The sequence below is a fragment of the Tateyamaria omphalii genome, assembly GCF_014651375.1.
Lineage (GTDB): Bacteria > Pseudomonadota > Alphaproteobacteria > Rhodobacterales > Rhodobacteraceae > Tateyamaria > Tateyamaria omphalii.
Genome location: NZ_BMWT01000002.1, coordinates 884,437 through 908,901, shown reverse-complemented (window position 1 = coordinate 908,901; position 24,465 = coordinate 884,437). Strand labels below are relative to the sequence as shown.

The following is a 24,465-nucleotide window of genomic DNA, read 5'->3' as shown; positions in this document are numbered from 1 at the left end:
CCAACTATCCACAGCCGTGCATCCTTGCGCAATTGTGCCCCTGCGTCAGCCGGCCCAGTTGATCCAACGACCGTGAAAATCGGCACGACCAAGGTGCAAAGTGATATCGCCGGGCCATAGGCGCAAGGTCAGGGCAGCACCAACGGCACCGGTCGCGTCGCCATCCGTCTCCATTTGCACCCAGGCGATAGGTGTTTCAGGCGTTGCACGTGAGCCGGCGGCTTCGATCAACGCCGTGCCATGCTCTTGTTTTTCCTTGGGAAAGTATTGCCAAGCCACAGTATGCTGGATCATGTGCATGTGCCCCTCGGGCGCCGAGGCAAGACGTTGTTCCAGCCAGTCGATGGCATCCCCCTTTTCCACTTTTGCGGTCAGGACAGACATGGCCGCGCGCGTCAGATCCACACGATGTGGCTGGTCTGCCCAAAGATAGGACAGCAGGCGCAGTGTGTCTGTTTCATCCTGTAGATTCAATGGATTGAGATCGACACCTGACCTATCCACAATCTGTGGAGAACCACCAGCTGGAACTGGGCCCGACCACTCAGGTTCCAGTGTTAAAACAGCGCCTTGCGGGCCAAAGTGGGTGTCGTTTGCCCGGAGCGCGAAGTGATCCCACATCAGGTTCAAGCCGCCGCTGGCCCCCAGCTCGGACAGCACAATGGGCCTGTCGAAGTATGAGGTGGCTACATGAGCCATGGGGATCAATGCGGCACTGCGCCGAACCTCGTTTGTCTGAGGCGCGTTCACAGTCCAATCGAGGAAGAAATCCTCATTTGTTTTCAGGGCTTTGATGACGGCGCTTTCGAGGGTTGCATCATCTGTGTAGTTGGGGGGATAGGCAGCGATCAGGTCAGGATCCCTGGCCTGTAGGACAAGGGCGTGCAAACCACCACCGATCCGCAGTGGAAGGGAGTGGCCAGCGGGCCCGGTATCCCCTTGATATTCCGCCATTTTCTGACCCAATTTGCTGGTTTCGTCCCACCGATCTGCCAGGATTTTCAACACACGCCCCATGAGTGGAGAGCCCATACGGGTGCAGGTTTCAGACTGGTTCAGAAAGGCTTGGGTCAGCGTCATGAAAAGCGGTCCATCAGTTTTTGCAGGGGAGATCGTGTGTCAGGTTTGTCTTGGGACTCCTGTTCGGATGCATTTGATTTCTTTTGTTTTTCTTTGCTCGTACTCGATCGGGGAGGGGCTGTGCGGAGTGCCACGGCGTTCATGAATTTTGACCCATCCCCGATCGCGAGATGTGACGCGCCGTCTGAACATCCGCGGATCACGTCGTCCAACCAAGCCTCGTCAGCTTTGGGGAAGTCGCGGAGTACGTATCCAGGAACCGCATCCTTGTGGCCGGGGTGACCGACACCCAGGCGGACGCGGGCATAGTCCGGGCCGATATGTGCATGGAGGGAGCGCAGCCCGTTGTGGCCAGCGTGACCACCGCCAACTTTCCAGCGCACCTTGCCGGGCGCAAGGTCAATTTCATCATGTAAAACAATGATATCCTCGGGCTCCAGCTTGTAGAACCGCATCGCGGCGCCCACGCTGTCACCCGATTTGTTCATGTAGGTTTCGGGTTTCAGAAGAACCACCCGATCCGATCCGAAGCGCCCTTCGGACACAACGCCCTGGTGCTTGGATTTCCACGCGGGAAAGCCGTGATCTGCTGCGATCCGGTCCAGAACCATGAACCCGATATTATGCCGGTTGCGGGCGTATTTCGCGCCCGGATTCCCCAGTCCGACGATGAGCTTCATTCCGTCCCCCGTGTGATGTTGCAGCGCAGCATAGGGAAGGGGGCAGGGGGGGTCCAGCCAAGTGTAAAGGCACCTTGCGATAGGGTCTTCCACGGTGCGACGGGCAAAACCGCACATTTTCGCGGGGAAACGGCGCATTTTGACCAGTCTTGTGCGTCGGAGTTTGGGGGAGTTTCCGCAAACTGCACAATTTCGCCGTCAAACTGCACATATTCCCGGTCTCGAACCCGTTAACGTACTGGAAAGCATTAACCTTTGTGCGACGCGGTTCATTCCCTGTTAACGGGCCAAGTGTCCGACTGGCAAAAGAAAAGGGCCGCTCCAATCCGGAGCGGCCCCTGCAATACTGGTCCGTAGTGGGACGTTTTATTCTTCACCACCCTCTTCGGTGGCTTCTTCGGCTTCACCTTCGCCACCTTCTTCATTCTCGGACGACCGCAGGCCGGATGGCGCGGTGATCGTCGCGATCACGAAGTCACGATCGATGGTCGGCTTGGCACCTGAGGGCAGGGTTACCGACGAGATGGTGATGCTGTCGCCAACTTCGGCTTCGCTGACGTCGATGCTGATGCTTTCAGGGATGTCACCAGCGGTCACAACCAGTTCCACCTCGGGGCGGACCAGGGACAGCACGCCGCCCTTTTTCAGGCCGGGCGAAACATCTTCGCCTTCCACTTCAACACCGATGAACAGGTTGATCTTGGTGGTGCGGCGCAGGCGCATGAAGTCCACGTGTGTGGGCAGGTCCTTGACCACATCGCGCTGCACGTCGCGGCAGATAACGCGCACGTCCTCGTGGCCTTCGACTTTCATGTTGAACAGGGTCGACTTAAAGCGACCAGCTTTCAACATTTTCAACAGCTTGTTGAAGGGCAGATTGATCGGCAGCGGATCTGTGTCGCCACCAAAAACAATCCCCGGAACCATACCGGCACGACGTGCCTGACGAGCGGCGCCCTTGCCTGTCCCCGCGCGTTCCAGGGCTTCGAGATCAGGAATCTCTCCAGCCATTTGTATTCTCCAAAGTTAGGGCAGGGTGCCTCCAAGGCTGTCACCCCGCGTGAAGGCTGCCTCTTAGACCGGTTCCAGTCGCTTGAAAAGATGCAAAATGCGCGGTTGGGGCTGGACGATGCGCGTGGCTCGTGTCACCGCTTGATCATGCGGATACTGAGCGATCTTTTTGCCTCTCGCCGCGCGCTCGCGGGGTTTGTGGTTGTCGGCTTTGGCTGGGCTGCGTTTTCGGCGCAGATGCCGGTGATTAAGGCGCAGGTGGGCGTGGGTGATGGGGCCTGGGGCACCTTGGTGTTGATTGGGTCAACCGGTGCGTTGATGGCGATGTGGCTGGCCCCCTTGTTCTATCGTCTGTTCGGGCGATGGGCGATGATTGTAGGCGCGGCTTGCATGGTGGCTGGGTTCGTTTTGGCCGGTGCGGCACATACGCCTATGGCCATTGGTATTGCGCTTTTCTTTGCTGCTGGCGGGTCGGGTATTGCGGACGTATTGGCCAATGCTGAGGTGAGTGAGGCCGAGGCCGAAACGGGCCGCAGCCTGATGAACCTGAACCATGGCTTGTTCTCGGTTGCCTATGCGGTGGCGGCTATCGGCGTTGGCGCCGCACGAGAGGGCGGATTTGGCCCGGTTGCGGTCTTTGCCGCAATGGGAGTGGCTGTTGCCGTCCTGTTCCCATGGATGGTCCTGCCGATGCGCACGCAGACAGAGGATGAGGCGCAGGACGCGACCGGCATGCCCCGAGCCCTTGTCTGGGTCGGTGGCCTTGTGGTTTTGGCCGCGTTTCTGGGCGAGGCCGCGTCAGAAGGCTGGTCAGCCCTGCATGTGGAACGGACACTGGGCGGCGGGCCGGCCGAGGGTGCAATGGGGCCTGCATTGCTGGCTGTCGGTATGGCCGTGGGGCGGCTTGGTGGACATGTGTTCGGCGCAGGTTGGCCGCCCTTGCGTGTCATGATGCTGGCATCCTGCATCGCAGGGATCGGGCTGGCGCTGGCGGGCATGGCGCCGGGGCTAAGCACGGCCTATGTCGGCTTCCTGCTTGGGGGCTTGGGCGTGTCGGTTGTCGGCCCATTGGCGCTTGGTCTTGTGGGGCAAGCCGTGCGCCCGAAATACCGTCTGGCGGCGATCAGCCAGGCCGCAGCGCTGGGCTATGCCGCCTTTTTCCTTGGGCCGGTCATCATGGGCTTCGTGGCCGAAGGGTTTGGTCTGCGTGTGTCTTTCTATGTCATCGCAGGCATCATGTTCGCAGTTGCAGCCATCCTGCTGCCTGCATGGAACCGGATGCTGACGACGCGCACCACGTCCATGTCTTCTTCTGGCTGAAAATACCTCGGGGGAGCGCGCACGCGCGGGGGCAGCGCCCCCATATCGCCTGCTTACTGCCAGCGTCCGCCGAACCCTTCGGGTACCAGCAGGTTGTGCCGCCCGAGATTGGCCACGTTCGTTTCACCGCACAGTGCCATGGTCGTGTCGAGTTCCTTGTGGATCACGTTCAGCGCTTCGGTCACGCCCTGTTGCCCCATGGCGCCCAGACCATAGACAAAAGCGCGGCCGATATAGGTACCCTTGGCGCCCATCGCCAACGCCTTGAGCACGTCCTGGCCCGAGCGGATGCCGCTGTCGAGATGCACTTCGACCTGATCGTCAACCGCATCCAGGATCGAGGGCAGGGCGCGGATGGAACTGAGCGCGCCATCGAGTTGCCGCCCGCCGTGGTTTGATACGATGATGGCGTCAGCGCCGACCTTCAGCGCCATCTTGGCGTCGTCGGCGTCAAGGATGCCCTTGAGGATGACCTTGCCCCCCCATTGCTCTTTCAGCTTGGCGACCTTGTTCCAATCGAGCGTGGGGTCGAATTGTTCCGCTGTCCATGCGCCCAGCGAGGACGCATCGCTGATCCCGTCGACGTGGCCCACGATGTTGCCGAACTCGCGACGCTTGGCGGACAGCATCTCGATCCCCCACGACCACTTGGTCATCAGGTTCGCGATGGTTTTGGCCGTCAGCTTGGGTGGGGCGGAGAGGCCGTTCTTCAGGTCCTTGTGCCGTTGTCCGAGGATTTGCAGGTCGAGCGTGATGACAAGGGCCGAACAGTTCGCATCCCTGGCTCGCTGGATCAGGCGACTGACATAATCCTGATCCTTCATCGTATACAGCTGGAACCAGAAGGGAGCGTTTGTGAAGCCGGCCACATCCTCGATCGAGTTGATCGACATGGTCGAGAGGGTGAAGGGAACGCCGAACTTCTCGGCTGCGCGGGCGGCTTTCATTTCGCCATCCGCGTGCTGCATGCCGGTGAGGCCGACGGGGGCAAGCGCCACCGGCATCGCCACGTCCTGGCCGATCATCTGGGATTTGGTGGAGCGACCCGACATGTCCACGGCCACGCGCTGGCGCAAGCGGATGTCATCGAAGTCCGAGGAGTTGTCGCGGAAGGTCTGTTCGGTCCAGCTGCCGGATTCGCAGTAATCGTAGAACATGCGGGGCACGCGGCGTTCGTAGAGGCGCTTGAGATCTTCGACGTTGGTGATGACGGGCATGGTGAACCTTCGATATTGGTTAGGTTTACTTACCAATTTGAGGTGTTTGAGACAAGTGATGATGTTGGTTCCCTCATAAGGTACGAAATGGGACTTGTTTGGTGCGATATCGCATTATATTGCCTGTGTAGTTCGAAATCGCACCAATGGAGGCCGTCATGCCGATATCCCGCCGTAAAACACTCGCCTTGATCGGAGGTGGATCAATCCTTGCCGCCTCTGGTGCAGGGGCTTTTGCCGTGACCCGCACGCCGCAGACCGCGTTGAAACCGTGGTCGCTGGCGGGCTCCTATGCCGAGCCGCGGATGCGGGCGTTGTCTTATGCGATCCTGGCGCCGAACCCGCACAACCGGCAGCCGTGGCAGGTGGACCTGCGCACCGACGGTGAGGTCACACTGCGTGTCGATACGGACAAGCTGCTGCCGCATACCGATCCGTTCAGCCGTCAGATCGTCGTGGGGCTGGGTTGTTTCTTGGAACTGCTGGTGCTGGCCGCGGCGCAGGATGGGATCGGGGTGGAGCTGGATGTGTTCCCCGATGGAGAGGACGCAACTGCGCTGGACAGTCGCCGGGTGGCCGTGGCGCGGTTTGTACCCGGTGCGGCGGAGCCGTCACCCCTATTTGCTCATGTGATGGACCGCCGCTCTTTGAAAGAACCCCATGACACGGCGCGGCCCGTATCGCAGGACGTGTTGCAGAACATCATGACACCGGTTACCCGAGGATCAGGTGTGGAGGCGACCCATGATCCCGACCGCGTTGCGGCCCTGCGTCTGCTGACCGCCCGCGCCTTTGAGGTCGAGTTCGAGACGCCGCGCACTTACAAGGAAAGCGTGGACCTGTTCCGGATCGGGCATCGCGAGGTGGATGCAAACCCCGACGGCATTGACTTTTCCGGGCCGCAATTCGAGGCGTTGCGCCTGACCGGCCTGTTCAGCCGTGAGGCGGCGATGGACCGCGACGGCATGTCGTACAAGCAGGGATTAGAGATGGTTACGGCGACGGCGATGACCGGCATGGCCTATGTCTGGCTGACGACGCCGGGCAATTCCCGCGCCGATCAGATCATCGCAGGGCGTGATTGGCTGCGCCTGAACCTTGCCACCACCGCCGCCGGGTTGGGAATGCAGCCGATGAGCCAGGCATTGCAGGAATTTCCCGAGATGTCGGCCCTTTACGATGAAGCGCATGGGATGCTGGCGCCGGGGGGCGAAACCGTGCAAATGTTGGGTCGATTGGGCTATGGCGCATCCGTGCCGCAGAGCCCGCGTTGGGATTTGGAAAGCAAGATCGTGCATGCGTGACAGTGACCCGTCGGTCTTTTTCGAAGTGTTCAACGAGATCGGCATTATCGAACAGCTCAGCCGCGCCATTCTGGAGGCGCGGTTGCCTGATGGGCTGATTGCACCGCATTTCGGGGTGTTGAACCATCTGACCCGCGTGTCGGACGGGCGCACGCCGATGGAGATGGCCCGCGCGTTTCAGGTGCCCAAGACAACGATGACACACACGCTCAAGGGGCTTGAACAGCACGGTCTGGTCAAGACGCGGCCCAACCCTGACGATGGGCGCTCAAAGAGGGTCTGGCTGACGGACAAGGGGCGGGATGTGCGTGCGGAGACGATCGCGGGTCTTGGACCGGATTTTGCGAAACTTGCGGAAGAGTTTGATGTCAACCAATTGGTGGAAATTCGTCCGGTGCTGACTGCGCTGCGCGAATATCTGGACGCCGCACGGGATTAAGACCGGGGCGGCGCAGGGCACCTGCGCCTTACGCCATTGCCCCGGCGCGGGCGGCGCGGTACATGCGCGCCCATGACAGAACGCCCACATCGCAACTTTTATGGACGTCTGAAGGGCAAGACCCTGAAAGACAGTCAGAAACGGTATCTGGACGAGGACCTTGCCGCCCTGTCTCCGGGCGCTGTGTCGTGGGAGGACAATCCCGCACGTGCACCGCTTGATCTGGAGGGGCTGTTCGGTGGCAAGCCAGTTTGGCTTGAGGTGGGCTTTGGTGGCGGTGAGCACCTAGTGCATCAGGCTGCCGAGAACCCGGATGTGGGGATCATCGGCGCCGAGCCATATATCAATGGTGTGGCGATGCTGCTGGGCAAGATCCGGCGGGCTGGCGTGGACAATCTGGCGGTGCATCCGGGCGATGCCCGCGATCTGATGGACGTGCTGCCCGAGGCGTCGATTGCACGTGCCTTTTTACTTTATCCCGATCCGTGGCCGAAGGCACGCCACCATCGTCGTCGGTTTGTGACGCAGGAGCATTTGGAGCCTTTGGCCCGTGCCTTGAAACCCGGAGCGATCTTTCGGGTGGCGACGGATATTCCGGACTACGTGCGCCAGACGCTGGAAGAGGTGCCGAAAGCGGGGTTCGAGTGGTTGGCGGATCGGCCCGGAGACTGGCGTAAGCCTTGGGACGACTGGATCAGCACGCGCTATGAGCAGAAGGCGCTGCGCGAGGGGCGGGTGCCTCACTACCTGACCTTCCGGCGGGTCGGCTAGACGGCTTAGCCCTCGGACCCGCGGCCTTTGCAGAGGTTGCGCTTGGAGTATTGATCGCATGTCCTTGTTTGAGAAAAGGCGCGTGGCCGGTGGCCGTCGTCAAGACGGTTTATAAGGCATGACTCGCCTTACCAGGTTCGCGATTGCAGATCCTTGTCGCGGAGCAGGCGAATTGGAAAGATGCGGACAAAGTTGCCGTTTGCATGGAGTTGATCCTATCCTGATTGAATGGCGATACTCGTTTCCCTTTCAGGGCTTCCCGGAGTCGGTAAAACAAAGGTCTCACAGAGCTTGTCCGCGCAGAGTAAGGCCATGCATCTACGTGTGGACTCTGTTGAGGCTGCGCTACAGAGAAGCGTACTGAATATCCGTTCAGCCGAAGATGCCGGCTATTTAGCAATCGCTTCTGTCGCGAAAGATAACCTCCTACTCGGTTTCGATGTAATCGCAGACACGGTGAATCCAATTGAAAAAACAAGGGAATTGTGGGCGCTAACCGCTGCTGCTGCATCGTCCCAGCTCCTAAATGTCGAAGTTGTCTGTTCAGATACAGATGTCCATCGGCAACGGGTCGAAACCCGCAAAAGCGACATTCAGGGACTTGCAGTCCCTAGTTGGCAGGCCGTTTCTCAGCGTGAGTTCGAACAGTGGCGCACCGACCGACTCGTCGTGGACACAAGTGTCAGCAGCATCGAAGAGTGTACTAGAGCTATTGCATGCGAGATGGAAAAGATCAGGTCGACGGTTCGGTAGGTTGCGCTCGAAGCCGGAATTCGCTGTGGTTTGCACGAGTGGCTGCTTTGTGGAAGCCGCAAGGGTATTGGGCGGCTGATGCAGGATGTGTCCGCGCCTTGTGTCCTTGTTACCGTTGCATCAGAAAGTCGGCGGAAGGTTTACGGAAGATCTTTTGGGCCAGAACCAGGGACAAGCGCGTGCGTGGTCTGGACGGCTTCGCGTGGGCGGGGTAGGTCTGCGCCGACTGAAAAGATGCGAGCGCAAACATGTCCAGCCACGGTGATCCGATTCCTATGACCTCTTCCGCCTGTGGGCCTTTGACAGGGACCGCAGAGGTGCCCGGAGACAAGTCCATTTCGCACCGGTCTCTGATCCTTGGCGCCATGGCGGTCGGTGAGACCACGATCACCGGGTTGCTGGAAGGGCAGGATGTGCTTGACACGGGCCGGGCCATGCAGGCCTTCGGCGCCGATGTTGTGAACCACGGCAGTGGATCCTGGTCGGTGCACGGAGTGGGCGTTGGCGGGTTTGCTGAACCCGATCAAGTTATTGACTGCGGCAATTCAGGCACCGGCGTGCGTTTGATCATGGGCGCGATGGCCACGTCGCCTATTTCGGTGACATTTTCTGGAGATGCGAGCCTGAATGGTCGTCCTATGGCGCGCGTCACCGATCCGCTTACGCTTTTTGGATGTAAGGCCGTTGGCAGGTCAGGAGGCCGCTTGCCAATGACCCTGGTAGGTGCGGTTGATCCAGTGCCGGTGGAGTACACCGTTCCAATGCCGTCGGCACAGGTCAAATCTGCTGTTTTGCTGGCTGGCCTGAATGCCCCGGGCCAAACGGTAGTGATTGAAGCTGAAGCCACGCGCGACCACACCGAACGGATGCTTGCCGGTTTTGGGGCGGAGATTTCCACTGAGATCACAGACGAGGGGCGTGTCATTACGTTGACAGGGCAGCCTGAGTTGAAGCCGCTGCACATTGAGGTCCCACGCGACCCTTCTTCGGCTGCATTTCCGGTCTGTGCCGCGCTGATTGTGCCCGGGTCTGACGTTGTGGTGCCGAACATTGGTCTGAACCCGACCAGGGCCGGACTGTTCACCACGTTGCGAGAGATGGGCGCGGATTTAACCTATGAGAACGAACGAGCAGAGGGGGGAGAGCCGGTTGCCGATCTCCGCGTGCGCTTCTCACCTGATTTGACTGGCATCGAAGTGCCAGAAGAGCGTGCAGCCAGCATGATTGATGAATACCCGATTTTGTCGGTCGTGGCATCTTTTGCCAAGGGGCAGACGCATATGCCCGGCGTGAAAGAACTGCGCGTCAAGGAAAGTGACCGCATTGATGCTATGGCTACCGGTTTGCGGGCAGCTGGGGTGACCGTCGAGGACGGCCTGGATTGGTGGACTGTAACGGGTCTGGGACATGGGAACGTGACGGGGGGAGCGACTTGCGCCAGCCACCTTGATCATCGTATCGCCATGTCCTTCCTTGTCATGGGGATGGCGACACAGCGGTCAATGTCAGTGGATGATGGCGGACCAATTGCAACATCGTTCCCGATTTTTGAGCCACTGATGGGTAAGTTGGGCGCAGACCTGCGTCGCAATTGAACAATGCATTCTGCGCCTTTCACCGTTGCGATTGATGGGCCCGCTGCCGCAGGCAAAGGCACGATTAGTCGTGCCATTGCCGAGCATTTCGGATTTGCTCATCTGGACACTGGCTTGCTGTACCGTGCTGTTGGTGCGTTGGCCTTGGAAGGTGCAAACCCGATCGAAGCGGCACAAGCGTTGCAACCGGAAGCTCTGGAAGGCGGCCGTTTGCGCACTGCCGAAGTGGCTCAGGCAGCCAGCCGTGTTGCTGCTATTCCGGAGGTGCGTTCTGCACTACTGGAGTTTCAACGTGAATTCGCTCGTCGCCCGGGCGGTGCGGTTTTGGATGGTCGCGACATCTGCACTGTAATTTGTCCGGATGCTGACGTTCAGCTCTTTGTGACCGCAAGTGCCGAGACACGCGCTGAGCGCCGTTGGAGAGAATTGTCCGCAAAGGGCGATGATCGGACGCTCGAGCAAGTGTTGGATGATGTGCGTATTCGGGATACCCGGGATAGTGAGCGTGACGCGGCACCAATGAGACCTGCCGAGGGCGCGCAGATTGTCGACACATCTGAAATGTCGATTGAAGAGGCCATTGCCACAGCCATTTCATATGTCGAAAGGCGCAAAGGCTTTGATCGGAACTAACCTGCCTGAAGCGCGCCGTTCAAATCAGAAGAATCCACAATGACATATGAGGTGAAGGTGATCCGCCATTCCCTATCTGTACCTCGTTTCAAGAGTGAGAAAGCGGGATAGGGTTGTTGTACAAGGATGTCCCTGCTCAGAAGACGGGTTTCGTGCGTTGCTGCAACTTCGTTGTCGCTGCGAAAGCTCGCTGAAACGCAGTGGCGGGCCATCATTGTCACCTGTTGTTTCATCAGATGTCCGTGCACTGCGTCGAAAGTGACCTTCAGCTGCTCACGCGTGGTTATCTGGCGTTTGCCGTCGATCGTTTCCAATTCGTAAGGGAGCGAGAAGCAACGCGCAAAACTGTCAAAATCCCCAGACATCAACGCATCCCCGGTGCGTACAAGCAAATGTTCTGAAACGTCAAAAGGGGATTGCAAGGCGTTCGACATTTTTAACCGCAGTACACTCAATCGCGTGACTGTGGCACATCTGTCAAATAACTCAATGATTTGAAAAAGATTCCCGCAAACAGGGAATTTTGAGCTTTGGCTTGATCAAGCCGCGTGCGCACCATCCGCAAGTGTTTTGACAAAGGCCAGAACGTCTTTGACGCTGTCACCTGCGGCGATCCGACTGACGATAGCCGAACCCACGACTGCACCATCCGCAACGGACGCGATCGCCTTGGATTTCTGTGGTGTATTGATGCCAAATCCGACGATCACCGGCAGGTCTGTTGCTGACTTGATCCGTGCCACCTCGGGACCGACGTCGCCTGCTTCCGCCTCGGCGGCGCCGGTGATGCCAGTTATTGACACGTAGTAGACGAAGCCGGATGTATTCTGCAGCACCCTTGGCAGACGCTTGTCATCGGTCGTTGGCGTGGCAAGGCGAATGAAGTTCAGCCCCGCCTCTTGTGCCGGGATGCACAGTTCACTGTCTTCCTCCGGTGGCAGGTCGACGACAATCAAACCATCGATCCCGGCGTCTTTGGCTTTTGCCAGAAAAGTGTCGACACCGCAGGAGTGGATAGGATTGTAGTATCCCATCAGCACGATTGGAGTTGTGTCATCGGTTTCCCGAAAACTGCGCGCAAGCTCCAGTGTGCGATCCAGTGTCATACCCGCTTCGAGTGCCCGTTGCCCAGCGAGTTGAATGGTAGGTCCATCCGCCATTGGGTCGGTGAAGGGTAGGCCAAGCTCGATGATGTCAACACCAGCGGCGGGCAGTCCTTGGACCACTTCGAGTGAGGTATCGTAATCGGGATCCCCTGCCATGATGTAAGACACGAACGCCTTGCGTCCCTCGGCTGCCAAGGCCGCAAATTTGGCGTCGATCCGGGTTGTCATCTCAGTCTCCTGTCCGTCCTGCCTCACCTGCCAAAGCGGTGAACGAAAGGCAAGCGTCAGAACTTGAAATGATATCTAAGGGAATAGACGTTCATGCCCGGGTTGTTATCGGCAAGGCCCGCATTCGATTTGTGAGAGATCGCGGCAGAAATCGCGTGACCATTGTCGAATTGGTACCCAACGCCAAGCAGGGACCGAATTTCGAACCCGGATCCAAGGGAGTTGCCGTCCGTGCCTTCTTCGTACAGGCCAGGCATGATGCTGTTGTCGATGAACCAACCACTGTCCCATTGCCAGCGTGACCAAATCCCCCCGCCAATGAACACGTCGCCTTCGCCTGTGACACCAACGTTCGCACCCCACGCCACAGATAGAACACGCTTTTCCACGAACGGTGTGTGGCGATACTCTAGATCAACTGCGACACTGTCCTGACCTTGGTCGCCGAAGTCCGACGTTCCAAGTCCAATTGCCCATTCCTGTGCAGAGGCTGATACGGTTCCGAAAAATAATGCAATTATAGCAACACAAATGCGGTTCATGTTGTCTTCCCAAGTCTTAATACCCACTGGGGCCTATATCGCGCCCCATTCCGACGCACCATGTCGGATGCCACTGTAGAAGTTCAATTCCTTTCAAGAAAAAGCGATTGCTTTGTCTACATCTGTCACCTCCTTGCACCTGTTCGATGTCCTGCTAGAAGCAGCGCAACGGCTGAAAGGACGATCAGATGGGTTTCAAGATGGGAATCGTGGGCTTACCGAATGTGGGTAAGTCGACATTGTTCAACGCGTTGACCAAAACGGCGGTTGCGCAAGCAGCGAATTTTCCCTTTTGCACAATCGAGCCGAATGTGGGTGAGGTTGCGGTACCTGACGCGCGCTTAGACAGACTGGCGGCCATCGCTGCATCCAAGCAGATCATTCCGACCCGAATGACTTTTGTCGATATTGCCGGGTTGGTCAAAGGCGCATCAAAAGGTGAAGGCTTGGGAAACCAATTCCTGGCCAACATTCGCGAGGTTGATGCAATCGCTCATGTTTTACGCTGTTTCGAAGATGGTGACGTGACCCATGTCGATGGTCGTGTCGATCCGGTTGCCGATGCAGAAACCATTGAGACTGAATTGATGCTTGCAGACATCGAAAGCTTGGAAAAGCGCCTGCAAAATATCGTGCGCAAAGTCCGGGGCGGTGACAAGGAAGCCGTCCAGCAGGAGCGTTTGATGAAGACTGCGCTTGCTGCGTTGGAGGATGGTCAACCAGCCCGCGTGGTCGAGGTCGATGATGAAGATGTCAGGGCATGGACCATGCTGCAATTGCTTACCAGCAAGCCCGTTCTTTACGTTTGCAATGTTGGTGAAGCCGAAGCGGCCGAAGGGAACGCCCATTCCACCAAGGTGGCGGATATGGCAGCTGGCCAGGGCAACAGCCATGTTGTAATTTCGGCGCAGATCGAAGAGGAAATCAGCCAACTTGAGGACGAGGAAGCGCGTATGTTTCTCGAGGAAATGGGCCTGTCCGAACCAGGTCTGGATCGGTTGATCCGCGCGGGGTATGATCTTTTGCACCTTGAAACATACTTTACCGTTGGCCCCAAGGAAGCGCGTGCCTGGACGATCAAGTCCGGGACATCTGCGCCAAAGGCTGCTGGGGTCATACATGGCGATTTCGAAAAGGGTTTCATTCGTGCCGAGACAATTGCTTACGACGATTATGTGACATTGGGCGGCGAGCAAGCCGCCAAAGAGGCTGGAAAGATGCGGGCTGAAGGGAAGGGGTATGTCGTCAAGGATGGTGATGTGATGCATTTTCTGCATTCTTAAGGAGCCGGGCGCGCAACGTTTCAACGCGCCCTGCCAGTTTTTTTACACCATCCGCACGAGCACTTTGCCTGTGTTGCCACCGGTATACAGAAGATTCACGGCGTCCACTGCGTTTTCCAGTCCATCCACCACATGAAGCGGTAGTCGAAGCTCGCCTGCTTGCACCCACTCGCCAAGGTCATTCATCACTTTTGGCATCAGGTCCATATAGTCGAGAATGACGAAGCCACGCATGCTCAGGCGGCGCATGATAATGTTGCGAAACATATAGGGCCCAGGCACCGGGTCTTTCGCCGTATAGCTTGAGATCAGGCCGCAAATCACAACACGACCGTAATCACGCATGTGCGTGAGCGACGCATCAAGTATCTCGCCACCGACGTTTTCGAAGCACAGATCGATACCGTCCGGACAGACCTTGCCCAGTGCTTCGGTGACATCCTGCGTTTTGTAATTGATGGCAGCGTCAATGTCGAAGTCGTCAATGAGCATCCGGCATTTTTCGTCAGAGCCAGCAATGCCAATCACGCGACATCCCTTTCGCTTTGCCAACTGACAGACCATCAATCCGACTGCACCTGCGGCACCACTGACCACAATCGTTTCATTTTCCTGCAACTCGCCAATGTGATGCAAACCAACATGTGCAGTGGGCCCTGCAATACTCGTCACGGCAAAGGCCTGCCCCAAATCATCCCGGACAGGGAATGGCATGAACGTTGTCTCGTCTCCGATCACGTGATTGGACCAGGAGGCCATGCCGGACGCAAAGCTGCCAACTGGAAAATTCGCGTTCCTGCTTTCTGTCACCTCACCTACGACAAAGCCCCGCATGGGCTCTCCGAGACGGACCGGATCCATGTAAATGTCCCAATCCGAGACCCAAACTCGGTTCGTGGCGTCTAAGGAAAGGTAGTGTGTTTTCACTTTGAACTGACCTTCCAAAAGGTCCGTCAGTTTGTGTTCCCGCAGTGTGAGGGTTTCTGTCGTAAATACATCGGTAGGGCGCTCGTTAAAAAACCAAGATATCGCTGTATGTTTTGACATTGTCTTTTCCCGGGTTGAAGTGTCGCGCAAATGGCGCTTTTCAATTCAGGGTTGAATCATGTTCCATTGCAAGGATTCTCTTGTTCGCTTCCTCTCGTGCACATCATGTTGCATCAATTTGCATCTGCACGGTGATCTGGAATGCGCTTTGCTTTCTGCTTGCCCTGACCAGAGTGGAACGATAGACGGGTCAACGGAGACGTGGCCGAGTGGTCGAAGGCGCTCCCCTGCTAAGGGAGTAGGCCCGGAAGGGTCTCGAGGGTTCGAATCCCTTCGTCTCCGCCACCCACCATTTTCACTCAATTGCGTTGGGTGCTTTATGGCCCCCTATGGGGCTGTTTTTGTTGATTTATACGCATTGGTTGTTGCTATTGAGTTTTCTTCGATTAGACTCATTTCTATTCGTTGCGTGGTAGAAAACGTGGTATTTTATGGCTGCTCTGAGCGGAAAGTTGACGAAGAATCTGGTGCGAACCCTCGGCCCTGGTCGCCACGGCGACGGGAGCGGCTTGTACCTTGTGGTCGATCCATCCGGCGCGAGGCGCTGGATTGTACGTGTCACAGTGAAGGGCCAGCGCAACCGTGAAGGCAAGCCCTTGCGGACCGACTTCGGACTTGGCGGCGCGGACGTCGTAACCCTGAATGAAGCACGTGACCGCGCCTTGGAATATCGGCGGTTGGCGAAGCGAGGCATCAACCCAAGATACAATGGACGGCAAGAAATCCCATGTTTCGAAGAGATCGCGCGACAAGTTCACATCGAGCGCCTGCCGACCTGGAAGAATCCGAAGCACGGTCAGCAATGGATCAATACACTTGCCGAGTACGCATTCCCAAAGATCGGACGGCTCCCTGTCTCAGAGGTTGGCCAGCCGGAGGTGTTACAAGTCCTGCTTCCGGTTTGGACCGAGAAACACGAAACGGCCAAGCGCCTTGCGCAGCGGATCAAAGCTGTTCTGGACGTAGCGAAATCCAAAGGTTTCAGAGATGGCGAGAACCCCGTGACAACGATCCGAGACGCGCGCGTTCTGCCGCAGGTCAAACAGAAGGTGCAGCACCACAAGGCGATGAGCTGGAAGGATGTTCCCGACTTCTACGCACAGCTTGCAACGAAAGACGCCATGGCGGCAAAAGCGCTGATGTTCACCTGTTTGACGGCGAGCCGTACCAGCGAGGTTTTGAACGCCCGCTGGGAGGAGTTTGATTTCGATCAGAAGCTTTGGACCGTTCCGGCTGAGCGCATGAAGGCAGATCAAGAGCATCGTGTTCCGCTGACAGCGGAGATGCTTACGATAATCGAGCCGCTCAAAGCTTTGAGATCAGATGTCGTTTTCGAAGGTCAGAAACGGCATCGTCCCATGTCCAATATGTCCATGTTAATGTTGCTGCGCCGCATGAAAGTTGAGGGCATCACCGTTCACGGTTTTCGGTCGACATTTAGGGATTGGGCGACCGAGCAACCTGGCTACAGCCGCGAACTTGCTGAAATGAGCTTGGCGCATCAGGTCGGGAGTGAGGTTGAGCGCGCATACGCCAGAAGCGATTTGCTTGAGAAACGGCGGAAACTCTTGTCCGAGTGGAGCACCTACGTGTCTTCTTCCATGTAGTCGCTGCTGAGTTCGCCAGTCACTTCAAAGTAAGATTTCTCAAGCTCCACGTATTTTTCGCCCGTCACAATGTGGATCGACTCGATCAGGTCAGCTGTCGAAAGCCGTCCAGCACCCCGATGGGTTCTCGCGAACTCCATAGCGATCCGCTGCATTTCATCCATTTCCATACGTGGGAATTTGTCGATGAGGTGAAGCACGACGGCGGCAGTGACTTCGGCCGTCCTGGCGTGGACATGCAAGTTGTTGGAATGCGGCTTTCCAGCAAACAACTCGTGCATGTCAAATTCATATGTCGCCCCAAGCCTGCATAACACATTGCTTGGAATGGCCTTTTCGCCACCTTCGTAGAATTGGTAGGTTCGTCGGGTCACGCCACAGATCTGCGCCATCTTCTCTTGCGAAATACCGAGTTCTGAGCGCATGCGAGCCAAGCCTAGGTGAGGTCGAAGCCTTGCCAGGCGATGTTCGAACTTGCTTTGATCGATAAGCTCTTGGGTCAGCCGGTCATCTTCTGCCTGATGCAGCTCTTCAAGCCTAGCATTCTCATCTTTCTCCGCCTGTGTACGCCCACCAAAGAAGAATTCAGCCATTTGAGCTCCTGAATTGAGTAATAAATTACGCAATTGCATTTTATTATTCACAAGTGTGATTGCGCAAGTATGAATCTACGCAAGCGAAACAAAACTAAGGAGGGGCAGCCGTGGCTGAGTTCTTTGATCCAGAACATTTGTATGACGATGATGACCTTGAGCTGGACGTCATTGGTTCGAAGGAAAAACGTGCCCAATGGCGACATCGCCGATTTGGACCCGCCTACATCAAGATGGGCAGGTGCGTGAAATACAGTGGAGAAGCGCTTAACGACTGGATCGACGAAAACACGGTGCAGACCACCCAGGTCGCTTGAAAAACAAAACCCCGCTTTCGCAGGGCTTCGCTCGTAGTCTCGACCACTGCAAGATAGCGAATTTCTCCGCGAAGTACAATCGACATTGCGGCCCGGAGCACCAATCGCTTTTGGTCAACAGAGAGGAATTGCCTTGCAGACCTTCATTAAACCAGAGCGGTTGTGGCATGCATGTTTGCCACAATCAGCCGCCATGCATGCTCGGCATGTCTAATTCTCCCCATCACGCTCATTGGAGTACGTTGCTAGTAACCGCGCGGCTGAGCAGTTGTGCTCGGATTATCGGCATCGTCCTTGCGCTCCGTTTTCGGAACAAGAAGACGGGTTTGATGTGTCCAGCCGTCCCGAAAATTGCGACCGTTTCTGGCTACTCAGTCTCTTCCGTCAAGAGGGGAATTCTGGAGCTCGAGACCGCTGGTTGGCTCGAGCGAACAGATGGCCGAGGTACTGGCCAATTCACAAAGTACCGGCTTCGCTGGCCAGAAAAAGTGACCACGCTGGAGACGGTACCAGATTGCCATGACGAGATGTCTCAAAAGTCCACCGACGATCCTTTAGACGCACATTCCCCGGCATCCAAAGGATCAAGGAAGGGCTTTCAAGAGATCACGGATGAGCCTTTCTATAATAACCAGAATCCTAACCAGAAGAAGGACTCTGACGGAAATGCAGATCAACGAAATTCGGCGCATCCAGTCACGTCTTTAAGATTCATTTCTGAAGACATGACTGACGAACTTTTCGATTGGGATCAGAAGCTGGCCGAGTGGAATTTGCCGCCAATCCAAGTTCTCGCGATGGGTGTCACCGAAGGTGGGAAAACGGGGCTGTTGTGGCCTTATCGGTGGGTACCGAGTTACCCACAGACGCTCGCTCGGGTTGAGGCCTATGCGCGTTGGCTTCTTGAAAGGCAATTTGGCGATGGTGTAGCAGTTAGAGGGCGACATCGTGCGTAATGAAAAGACAGCAAGTGTACCCACGTCTGGCGACGCGGGCAGGCATGGGAGGCGCGCCTCCCCTACCAACCCCACCGAAAAGACCGGTTCCAATGAAGAAATGCTGTCAGAGAAGGTCGATCTTCGTTGCACCAAGACGGAGAAAGCCGAGATCAAAGCCAAGGCAGACGCTGCCGGCGTGTCGGCGTCTCAATTGCTGCGCGAGGCGCTTGGGCTGGCGGATGCCAAGCGTCGAAAGCCGATGCCAACAATAGAGCCAGACATCGCACGCGCCGTGGGGCGAACAACCCGTGACGTCCAGCAACTTGCCAGCAAAGCGCGGGAGGAGCTATCTCGCCGGTCAAGCATCCGACAAATGGAAACAACTGCGATGATTGCAGCCTTAGTCGCAATTGATCGTCGAATGGCTGAGCTGCTCGAAATCAGTGGTCGGGAGGATGCGCAATGATGATCCGTTTCTTCTCAAACGGGAAAGGCGGTGGGGCGGGACCAGTTCAATATCTGGTCGCAACCGAGGTCGTCGCATACGACAATAATCGAGACGTGATTTACGGTGATGACGGCTATCCCAAAATGGTCAACCGTTCCCCTCGCCCAGAGGTTCTAGCCGGTGACCCTGAACGCACTATCCATCTCATCGATACGTGCCGACATAAATGGACTTACACATCAGGTGTGGTCTCATTTGCACGCGAAGACGCTCCAACTGATCAACAGCAGCGCGAAGTAATGCAGCTCTTTGAGGAGCTGGCTTTCGCTGGACTGCAAGACCACCAATTTGACTGCTTGTGGGTATCTCACTCCCATATGGATCGTGTCGAACTTCACTTCGTTGTCCCAAGGCAAGAGCTCACGAGTGGCAACAGCATGAACATAGCGAGGCCGGGACACCAACCGCAGTTCGATGCCCTCGCGGATATGCTGAACCACAGGCACTCTTGGGCCGATCCACGCGATCCAAAGCGGCAGCAAGACGCCAAGATCACAGTCGAGGCTCCAACTCGTGCGAAGACCAGAGAGGGCTTGCATGAACAGCTCTTCGAGCTGGTCGAAGAAGGCCTGATCGTCGACCGTTCTACGCTGGTCGTTGCTATGCACGAGATGGGCTGGGAGACGCCGCGCCTGGGAAAGAAGTACATCACTGCGTTTGACCCTGAAAGCAAGGAGCGGTTTCGTTTGAAAGGGGCGATTTTCGATGAAAAATGGACCGTCGAAACAACAGTTGAAGCAGCGCTTGCGTCAGAAGATGGCGGAGAGCGCAGACCTTCAGCTCGACTCGCTGGCTTCGGAGCTGGAGAACTTCACCAAAGATATCAAAGAGCTTTCGACAAACGCGCTGCGTACAACCTCTCAAGATATCGACGCCCTAACAACGACGTTGGACCAGCGGATATTGCTCCAGATCCAGAACTGCGAACGCTGGACAGAAAAAGCAGAAACGGCCGCCGACCTGATGAAGCAAGTGCGGATCGGTTGGATCAGGGATGGGATACTGACGCTGCTGGCTCCAATGATGGTCGGAGCCATGATCAGCGGCATCATGGGCGTCCTGATTGCCTTGATGCTCCTTCCATCGCAACCTCCACAAACCTCGGTTCCGTCAACGCCGAGGGTGGAAGTTACCACTGGCCTTGGCGGAATTGGTCAGGTGTTTCGGCACCCTCCAGGCAGCGAAGTCGTGCCATGTCCGCTGCGGTCAAGGTCAGGCAGCGTTTGCGTGAAATCACCAAGGGAGAGCCGATAGATGCTAACGCCTCTGGAAAAAGAATTGTTGGGTTGCGTAGAAGAGTTGACCGCTACCTGCGAACAATCCGTAGCCGCTTTGGAGCGCTCGGAAGCCGAATTGAAACGCTGCGAAGCTCTCTTGAGGAAGACCAGCGCAAATTTCTCATCGGACTTGACAAGCTGCGTGCTGGCATCGGCGAAATTGCAACAAGAGCTGTTGAACTGCTGGATGAAATCCTTGAACGATCACGGGCATCAAGCGCGCTGGACGGAAGCTTTGGTCCAAAGCAGCAGCGAGTTGAGGCACCGCATCGCGAACCTCGAAGCATCCGCCAGCCGGATCAAAAGCGGCTAAATCGGCCAGTTGGACAAGCACAACCCAGAAAGACCTTTGAGCCGTAAAGTCTTGCACGTGGCTGTCGTGTCTTATGCGTTCGCCTCGTCCTGTGTTGCTCCGAGATCAACGGCTTCTGAAAACAGCTCAGCCAGTTCTGACATTCCAATACCAACTATGAATTCGCTATGATCCTCGGACCCCCAACCCATCTCTTTCGCTCGCCCCAGTAAGTGATCCTCGGCCGTTCGTGCTGCTTCGACCGTTGCGAAATCCCAATCCTGATATAGTGACCAAAGTACTTCGCCTTGTGAGGGTCTGCGATAGCGATTGAGTTCGGCCAACCGTTCGTTGGCTTTGCCAGAACCCACCTTGAACGTCATACCGGCATCATCGGAAATAACGGCTACGTAGAGCTGAGTACCGGGATTAACTAACGAACCCGACCGTGGTCCTGCTTTTTGTCGCCATGGACGTCGTAACGACGAGGAGAATGGTTGCCGATCTGCTTTTTCGCCATCGACTTGTTCCACAACGCGCAAGCGACGGAAACGTTGTATTTCAAGAGGCTGCATTGCGTGGATCGTTGCCGCTCCCTGAATGCCCTTAGAGGCATGGTCAGGTACCAGCGCGTCATTTGCTTCCTGATCAATCACTCGCCATGTCCGGGATACAGTGATCCCGAATGGCCATCGAAAACGCCCGTCGCTCCTGAAGTCTTCAGGGCGACTTCTGTTTCCGCGCAATGGCTCAACCATTATCGGCTCAGGTGGGTCCGCGATCTCAACTGCGCCCGCAACTCTTCCGCGCATCAATGCGTCAGCTTCAGTTGCGTCACTGGTTAGGAAAACAACAATATCGCCGGGTATGCTGTTGGCCAAAACATCATCGCGGGTTCTCTCATGATTAAATGCCAAGGCATCATGCTTTGGAACATCAGGGGCACCCCATACTTTCGTCCAGAAATATCTTCTTTCCATCAGGGCATCGCTAGCTTCAGCTTCTCGGTAGCATCAATCACACCTTCAATATCCCAAACATCGTCTTGGAGCATGAATTTGCTGCTGTTAGTGTGGGCGACGTACTTTGCACGACGCTCGACAACTTCAAATGGAATGAGTGCAGCGCGTCTGATTTTGAATTCATCGTCAAAGAGTACACCTGCGAGAACGTCAAATGGTCTGCTTGGCAGGTTGCGGATAGCCGAAAGTTGCCGCGACTTGTTCCGGCGGTGGATTCGTCGACCTTTGATTTGAAAGCGTAAACCGTCCCTACCGGTCGCATCAAAGCCGCGTTCGGAATTTGGTGCTTGTTCCCAGTCAAACGCCTTGCAAAAGAGATATTCGGCTAGGTCACCAGTTGGATTATTGGCGCTCCGGACGACACCTCGATCACGAAGACTCTCGCTGATGCGCGCGTGTAGTGACAGCAAATCCGACACGGATAGTTGTTCGACGTTTGCGAACTTTGACATTGCGTGCCTTAGCCTGCTTCCGCGTCTTTATCTCTTAATAGCGTCCAAGCGTCGACCCTCATTGCGGCCGCCAGCCGAGCAATATTGTCCACTGAGATATTTTGTTCTGACCGCTCAACCGCACTCAAGTAAGTCCGGTTCAGACCTGCTTCATGTGCAAGACGTTCCTGCGACCATCCGACCTCGGCTCGAAAAAGACGAAGGTTTCGCGCAAGTACGTCTCTTAGTTCACTTCTTGGCGTTCTTTTCACAAACAGCAAACTGCCGTTTGTCGGTTTTAACTCTACCTGTTTTAAGATACATTCGTCTTATGAAACCCCATGTCATCACATTTCTCGCGCCCAAAGGCGGCGCTGGACGCACAACGGCAGTCATGGCGCTTGCATCGGCCATCGTGGACACGGGCAGCTATCGACCTCTGGTGATCGACGCCTCACGTGAAATCGCGGGTTGCCGTCGTGGATCCACCCTGAGCATTTGGCATCGCATGATGCAGCGCTGTGGCGTCAAGGAAGATCAGATCGAATATCGGCAGGCCGCGACGAGGGAAGAACTGGCGCGTATCATCCAGGCCGAAGCGGACAAAGGCCCGCTCATGCGATCCCCGGTCCTAATCGATACCAGCGCGCGCCTTGATGATCTTGATCTGGCGGCAGCCGACCATGCCGATGTAATTCTCTCGCCTTTCATGGACGCCCTTGCGGCTCAGAGGATTTCGGTCGCACTGGACCCGCTTGATGTCCGCGCGCCTATCTACGGCCTGCGTTGCGGGCATGCTTTTGACGACAGCCAAGCTCGCGCCGTTTCTGCCGCCTTCACGGTCGGTCGATTGCTTCAGCATGGGCTGCCAGAAAGCGAAATCCTTTCCGAAATTTCGATAGGCGGACACGTGCCACACATGTGCATGAAATTCGCTATCGAACCGCAAGGTGAGCCGCTTGCATCGCGTATCCCAAGCCTGCGTCCAATCTATGCGATGCAAAGCGAGCTCAGAAAGCTTGTGAACGAGGTTATGCTGGCGCTCGACGGCTATGAGCTACGTCCTCGACACCCGAAGGCACGACGCCACCCTCTGCCGTTGCACAAGCTCGCTGAGCTACTCCCAACATGACCAGCGCAACAGGACAGCTTGTCTTGGTCCGAGGCACTGTCACCGCGACCAAGGATCGAATGGAGTCCGTCCGCGTGGATCGAAAAACTGGCTACGGCAATATCCGCACGACGCCGGAACTCTGGCTCCGCGATGAAGGTGGCACTGAACACCGATACTCTGGCGACCTATTCGGCGCTGCGCAGCCCGGCCATGACGTTGCTGTCGTGATCAAACGAACGTCCGGCAGGCCCGTTGCATTCGCAAACTTCACGAGCAACTGGGTGCAAGATGCAAAGGAACTGAAGACCAGCACATCCATTAGTTCAATTCTGGGCGGCGCAGTCGTCGCGGCTATCGTCTTGGCTTTGCCAGGGTTGTTTGTCTGGGGAGCCCTGGCTGAGCCGTTCGGGCTTCAGGATGCCGCCTTCACAGGAACAGGCTTCCAGATCTACGCAGTTGTGTTACTGGTCTCCGCCTTCATCGGGATGAACGCCTGGGCGAAAGGCTATCGGGAGCGTACCGATGCTTTGAAAGCTGAAATCGACAGTTTGCTCGTCGCGGCCCAAGCCGAGAACGTTTGAGACCTAGGGGCAAAAACAGTGAGAATGATGACGCTGAGCGAACTGGATAAGATCGTGGGGGAAGCGACAACTAAAGCAGTGGATGAGGCTTTGGCCGCTGGGTTTCCGGTGATCTATTGGGAAAATGGCCAGACAATCATCCTTCATCCTGATGGCACGAAAGATGTGTATCCGCCCGGCGTGCGGCCACCACCTACGCGGAATTTCAGGCAATGAAACATTGGTACACAGCCGACACGCATTTCGGTCACGACAACATCATCAAGCACTGCAATCGCCCTTTCCAGTCAGCGAGCCACATGGACGCCGTGTTGATGGAAAATCTGGCGTCCATGGTCGGTCCAGATGACGCCCTGTGGGTGGTCGGCGACTTCGCGTTTGGTCCCAAGGCCAAGGACCGTAAATGGTTGACCAACCTCTTTGCCCGCCTGCCCGGGAAAGAGCAGCATTTGGTTATTGGCAACCATGATGGCGAGGCGACCCAGGAGTGGCCATGGACCTCAGTGACCCAACTCACCGAAGTCTCCGATGGAAAGGGAGCGCCTTCGGTTCTCTGCCACTATCCGATGATCACCTGGCACAGGGCGCGGAAGGGTGCGTTGCAACTTTTTGGACATGTCCACGATCAATGGATGGGGAGCAGAAACGCGGTGAATGTCGGCGTAGATGTGTGGGGATATGTTCCTGTAACGATCCAAGACATTCAGCAAAGAGCTAGGACGCTTCCGGTTAACATGCATTGGGACGATGTGGAGCGCAATGTGGAGATAGGTTGA

29 protein-coding genes and 1 tRNA gene are annotated in these 24,465 nt (G+C 56.6%); 18 read left to right on the top strand and 12 right to left on the bottom strand.

Translation table 11 applies throughout. The features are described from left to right. Positions 1-45 precede the first annotated feature (45 nt). The 3 genes from IE087_RS10095 to IE087_RS10085 form a co-directional block, all read right to left on the bottom strand. On the bottom strand, positions 46-1,080 hold the full coding sequence (locus IE087_RS10095) for a DUF2332 domain-containing protein (RefSeq protein WP_189369177.1): 1,035 nt from the start codon (positions 1,078-1,080) through the stop codon (positions 46-48). Continuing rightward, on the bottom strand, positions 1,077-1,760 hold the full coding sequence (gene pth / locus IE087_RS10090) for an aminoacyl-tRNA hydrolase (protein ID WP_189369176.1): 684 nt from the start codon (positions 1,758-1,760) through the stop codon (positions 1,077-1,079). Before pth ends, IE087_RS10095 begins: the two co-directional genes overlap by 4 nt. Before the next feature lie 366 nt (positions 1,761-2,126). Then, complete coding sequence (locus IE087_RS10085; RefSeq protein WP_189369175.1) at positions 2,127-2,771, bottom strand: 50S ribosomal protein L25/general stress protein Ctc; 645 nt, start codon at positions 2,769-2,771, stop codon at positions 2,127-2,129. A 147-nt stretch (positions 2,772-2,918) separates the two neighbouring features. On the opposite strand from IE087_RS10085, the gene IE087_RS10080 reads away from it, so the two are divergent. Further along, positions 2,919-4,091, top strand: coding sequence for an MFS transporter (locus IE087_RS10080; protein ID WP_189369174.1), 1,173 nt, complete (start codon positions 2,919-2,921; stop codon positions 4,089-4,091). Between the two features lie 53 nt (positions 4,092-4,144). Here the strand turns inward: IE087_RS10080 and IE087_RS10075 are convergent, their stop codons facing one another. Then, entirely contained in the window at positions 4,145-5,308 is a 1,164-nt protein-coding gene (locus tag IE087_RS10075) for an alpha-hydroxy acid oxidase (protein ID WP_189369173.1), read from the bottom strand. A 158-nt stretch (positions 5,309-5,466) separates the two neighbouring features. On the opposite strand from IE087_RS10075, the gene IE087_RS10070 reads away from it, so the two are divergent. The 6 genes from IE087_RS10070 (at position 5,467) to IE087_RS10045 (ending at position 10,803) form a co-directional block, all read left to right on the top strand. After that, positions 5,467-6,612 (top strand): Acg family FMN-binding oxidoreductase, encoded by a 1,146-nt coding sequence (locus tag IE087_RS10070; RefSeq protein ID WP_229801330.1) that lies wholly within the window; start codon positions 5,467-5,469, stop codon positions 6,610-6,612. Beyond that, positions 6,605-7,051, top strand: a complete 447-nt coding sequence (locus IE087_RS10065) for a MarR family winged helix-turn-helix transcriptional regulator (RefSeq protein WP_189369172.1) — start codon at positions 6,605-6,607, stop codon at positions 7,049-7,051. Before IE087_RS10070 ends, IE087_RS10065 begins: the two co-directional genes overlap by 8 nt. 72 nt (positions 7,052-7,123) lie before the next feature. Then, positions 7,124-7,822, top strand: coding sequence for a tRNA (guanine(46)-N(7))-methyltransferase TrmB (trmB, locus tag IE087_RS10060; protein WP_189369171.1), 699 nt, complete (start codon positions 7,124-7,126; stop codon positions 7,820-7,822). A 228-nt stretch (positions 7,823-8,050) separates the two neighbouring features. Then, complete coding sequence (locus IE087_RS10055; RefSeq protein ID WP_189369170.1) at positions 8,051-8,575, top strand: P-loop nucleotide/nucleoside kinase family protein; 525 nt, start codon at positions 8,051-8,053, stop codon at positions 8,573-8,575. A gap of 248 nt (positions 8,576-8,823) precedes the next feature. Next, complete coding sequence (aroA, locus tag IE087_RS10050; RefSeq protein ID WP_189369169.1) at positions 8,824-10,170, top strand: 3-phosphoshikimate 1-carboxyvinyltransferase; 1,347 nt, start codon at positions 8,824-8,826, stop codon at positions 10,168-10,170. Between the two features lie 3 nt (positions 10,171-10,173). After that, positions 10,174-10,803 carry a (d)CMP kinase gene (locus IE087_RS10045; protein ID WP_189369168.1) on the top strand — a complete coding sequence of 210 codons (630 nt, stop codon included), beginning with the start codon at positions 10,174-10,176 and terminating at the stop codon, positions 10,801-10,803. On the opposite strand, the gene IE087_RS10040 is transcribed toward IE087_RS10045, so the two are convergent. From IE087_RS10040 to IE087_RS10030, 3 genes are all read right to left on the bottom strand, one after another. Further along, positions 10,800-11,168 (bottom strand): hypothetical protein, encoded by a 369-nt coding sequence (locus IE087_RS10040; RefSeq protein WP_229801329.1) that lies wholly within the window; start codon positions 11,166-11,168, stop codon positions 10,800-10,802. The two genes, IE087_RS10045 and IE087_RS10040, sit on opposite strands and share 4 nt — an antisense overlap. Positions 11,169-11,342: 174 nt before the next feature. Next, entirely contained in the window at positions 11,343-12,137 is a 795-nt protein-coding gene (gene trpA / locus IE087_RS10035; protein WP_189369166.1) for a tryptophan synthase subunit alpha, read from the bottom strand. A 56-nt stretch (positions 12,138-12,193) separates the two neighbouring features. Then, complete coding sequence (locus IE087_RS10030; protein WP_189369165.1) at positions 12,194-12,679, bottom strand: acyloxyacyl hydrolase; 486 nt, start codon at positions 12,677-12,679, stop codon at positions 12,194-12,196. Between the two features lie 188 nt (positions 12,680-12,867). Between IE087_RS10030 and ychF the strand changes: the two genes are divergently transcribed. Further along, positions 12,868-13,962: a redox-regulated ATPase YchF gene (ychF, locus tag IE087_RS10025; protein ID WP_189369164.1), complete on the top strand. Its 1,095-nt coding sequence runs from the start codon at positions 12,868-12,870 to the stop codon at positions 13,960-13,962. Between the two features lie 42 nt (positions 13,963-14,004). Here ychF and IE087_RS10020 read toward each other — a convergent pair whose 3' ends face one another. After that, entirely contained in the window at positions 14,005-15,009 is a 1,005-nt protein-coding gene (locus tag IE087_RS10020; protein ID WP_189369163.1) for an NADP-dependent oxidoreductase, read from the bottom strand. A gap of 195 nt (positions 15,010-15,204) precedes the next feature. On the opposite strand from IE087_RS10020, the gene IE087_RS10015 reads away from it, so the two are divergent. Both IE087_RS10015 and IE087_RS10010 read left to right on the top strand, forming a co-directional pair. Then, positions 15,205-15,294: transfer RNA gene (locus IE087_RS10015), tRNA-Ser, on the top strand. 146 nt (positions 15,295-15,440) lie between these two features. Continuing rightward, the gene (locus IE087_RS10010) at positions 15,441-16,616 is read left to right on the top strand and encodes a tyrosine-type recombinase/integrase (RefSeq protein WP_189369162.1); all 1,176 of its coding nucleotides are present in this window, start codon (positions 15,441-15,443) and stop codon (positions 16,614-16,616) included. Here IE087_RS10010 and IE087_RS10005 read toward each other — a convergent pair. Next, complete coding sequence (locus tag IE087_RS10005; protein ID WP_189369161.1) at positions 16,595-17,209, bottom strand: helix-turn-helix domain-containing protein; 615 nt, start codon at positions 17,207-17,209, stop codon at positions 16,595-16,597. The two genes, IE087_RS10010 and IE087_RS10005, sit on opposite strands and share 22 nt — an antisense overlap. Before the next feature lie 110 nt (positions 17,210-17,319). Between IE087_RS10005 and IE087_RS10000 the strand changes: the two genes are divergently transcribed. The 4 genes from IE087_RS10000 to IE087_RS09985 all read left to right on the top strand — a co-directional run bounded on the left by IE087_RS10000 (position 17,320) and on the right by IE087_RS09985 (position 20,609). After that, positions 17,320-17,526: a MerR family transcriptional regulator gene (locus IE087_RS10000; RefSeq protein WP_189369160.1), complete on the top strand. Its 207-nt coding sequence runs from the start codon at positions 17,320-17,322 to the stop codon at positions 17,524-17,526. 206 nt (positions 17,527-17,732) lie between these two features. Continuing rightward, positions 17,733-18,482: a helix-turn-helix domain-containing protein gene (locus IE087_RS09995; RefSeq protein ID WP_189369159.1), complete on the top strand. Its 750-nt coding sequence runs from the start codon at positions 17,733-17,735 to the stop codon at positions 18,480-18,482. Beyond that, positions 18,475-18,930: a plasmid mobilization protein gene (locus IE087_RS09990; protein WP_189369158.1), complete on the top strand. Its 456-nt coding sequence runs from the start codon at positions 18,475-18,477 to the stop codon at positions 18,928-18,930. The genes IE087_RS09995 and IE087_RS09990 overlap by 8 nt, the downstream gene beginning before the upstream one ends. Further along, a complete protein-coding gene (locus IE087_RS09985; RefSeq protein ID WP_189369157.1) occupies positions 18,927-20,609 on the top strand; it encodes a relaxase family protein in 1,683 nt (560 codons plus the stop codon). Before IE087_RS09990 ends, IE087_RS09985 begins: the two co-directional genes overlap by 4 nt. A 24-nt stretch (positions 20,610-20,633) precedes the next feature. Here IE087_RS09985 and IE087_RS09980 read toward each other — a convergent pair whose 3' ends face one another. Genes IE087_RS09980 through IE087_RS09970 form a run of 3 tightly spaced genes read right to left on the bottom strand, consistent with a single transcriptional unit; the run spans position 20,634 to position 22,266 of the window. Then, on the bottom strand, positions 20,634-21,521 hold the full coding sequence (locus IE087_RS09980; protein WP_189369156.1) for a hypothetical protein: 888 nt from the start codon (positions 21,519-21,521) through the stop codon (positions 20,634-20,636). After that, complete coding sequence (locus IE087_RS09975; protein ID WP_189369155.1) at positions 21,521-22,015, bottom strand: hypothetical protein; 495 nt, start codon at positions 22,013-22,015, stop codon at positions 21,521-21,523. The genes IE087_RS09980 and IE087_RS09975 overlap by 1 nt, the downstream gene beginning before the upstream one ends. Positions 22,016-22,023: 8 nt before the next feature. Then, on the bottom strand, positions 22,024-22,266 hold the full coding sequence (locus IE087_RS09970) for a helix-turn-helix domain-containing protein (protein ID WP_189369317.1): 243 nt from the start codon (positions 22,264-22,266) through the stop codon (positions 22,024-22,026). Positions 22,267-22,325: 59 nt separating this feature from the next. Between IE087_RS09970 and IE087_RS09965 the strand changes: the two genes are divergently transcribed. The 4 genes from IE087_RS09965 to IE087_RS09950 are packed head-to-tail and all read left to right on the top strand — an operon-like array spanning position 22,326 to position 24,465. Beyond that, positions 22,326-23,126: a P-loop NTPase family protein gene (locus IE087_RS09965; protein ID WP_189369154.1), complete on the top strand. Its 801-nt coding sequence runs from the start codon at positions 22,326-22,328 to the stop codon at positions 23,124-23,126. Then, positions 23,123-23,689 carry a hypothetical protein gene (locus tag IE087_RS09960; RefSeq protein WP_189369153.1) on the top strand — a complete coding sequence of 189 codons (567 nt, stop codon included), beginning with the start codon at positions 23,123-23,125 and terminating at the stop codon, positions 23,687-23,689. Before IE087_RS09965 ends, IE087_RS09960 begins: the two co-directional genes overlap by 4 nt. Before the next feature lie 24 nt (positions 23,690-23,713). Beyond that, a complete protein-coding gene (locus IE087_RS09955; protein ID WP_189369152.1) occupies positions 23,714-23,905 on the top strand; it encodes a hypothetical protein in 192 nt (63 codons plus the stop codon). Further along, positions 23,902-24,465: a metallophosphoesterase gene (locus IE087_RS09950; RefSeq protein ID WP_189369151.1), complete on the top strand. Its 564-nt coding sequence runs from the start codon at positions 23,902-23,904 to the stop codon at positions 24,463-24,465. The genes IE087_RS09955 and IE087_RS09950 overlap by 4 nt, the downstream gene beginning before the upstream one ends.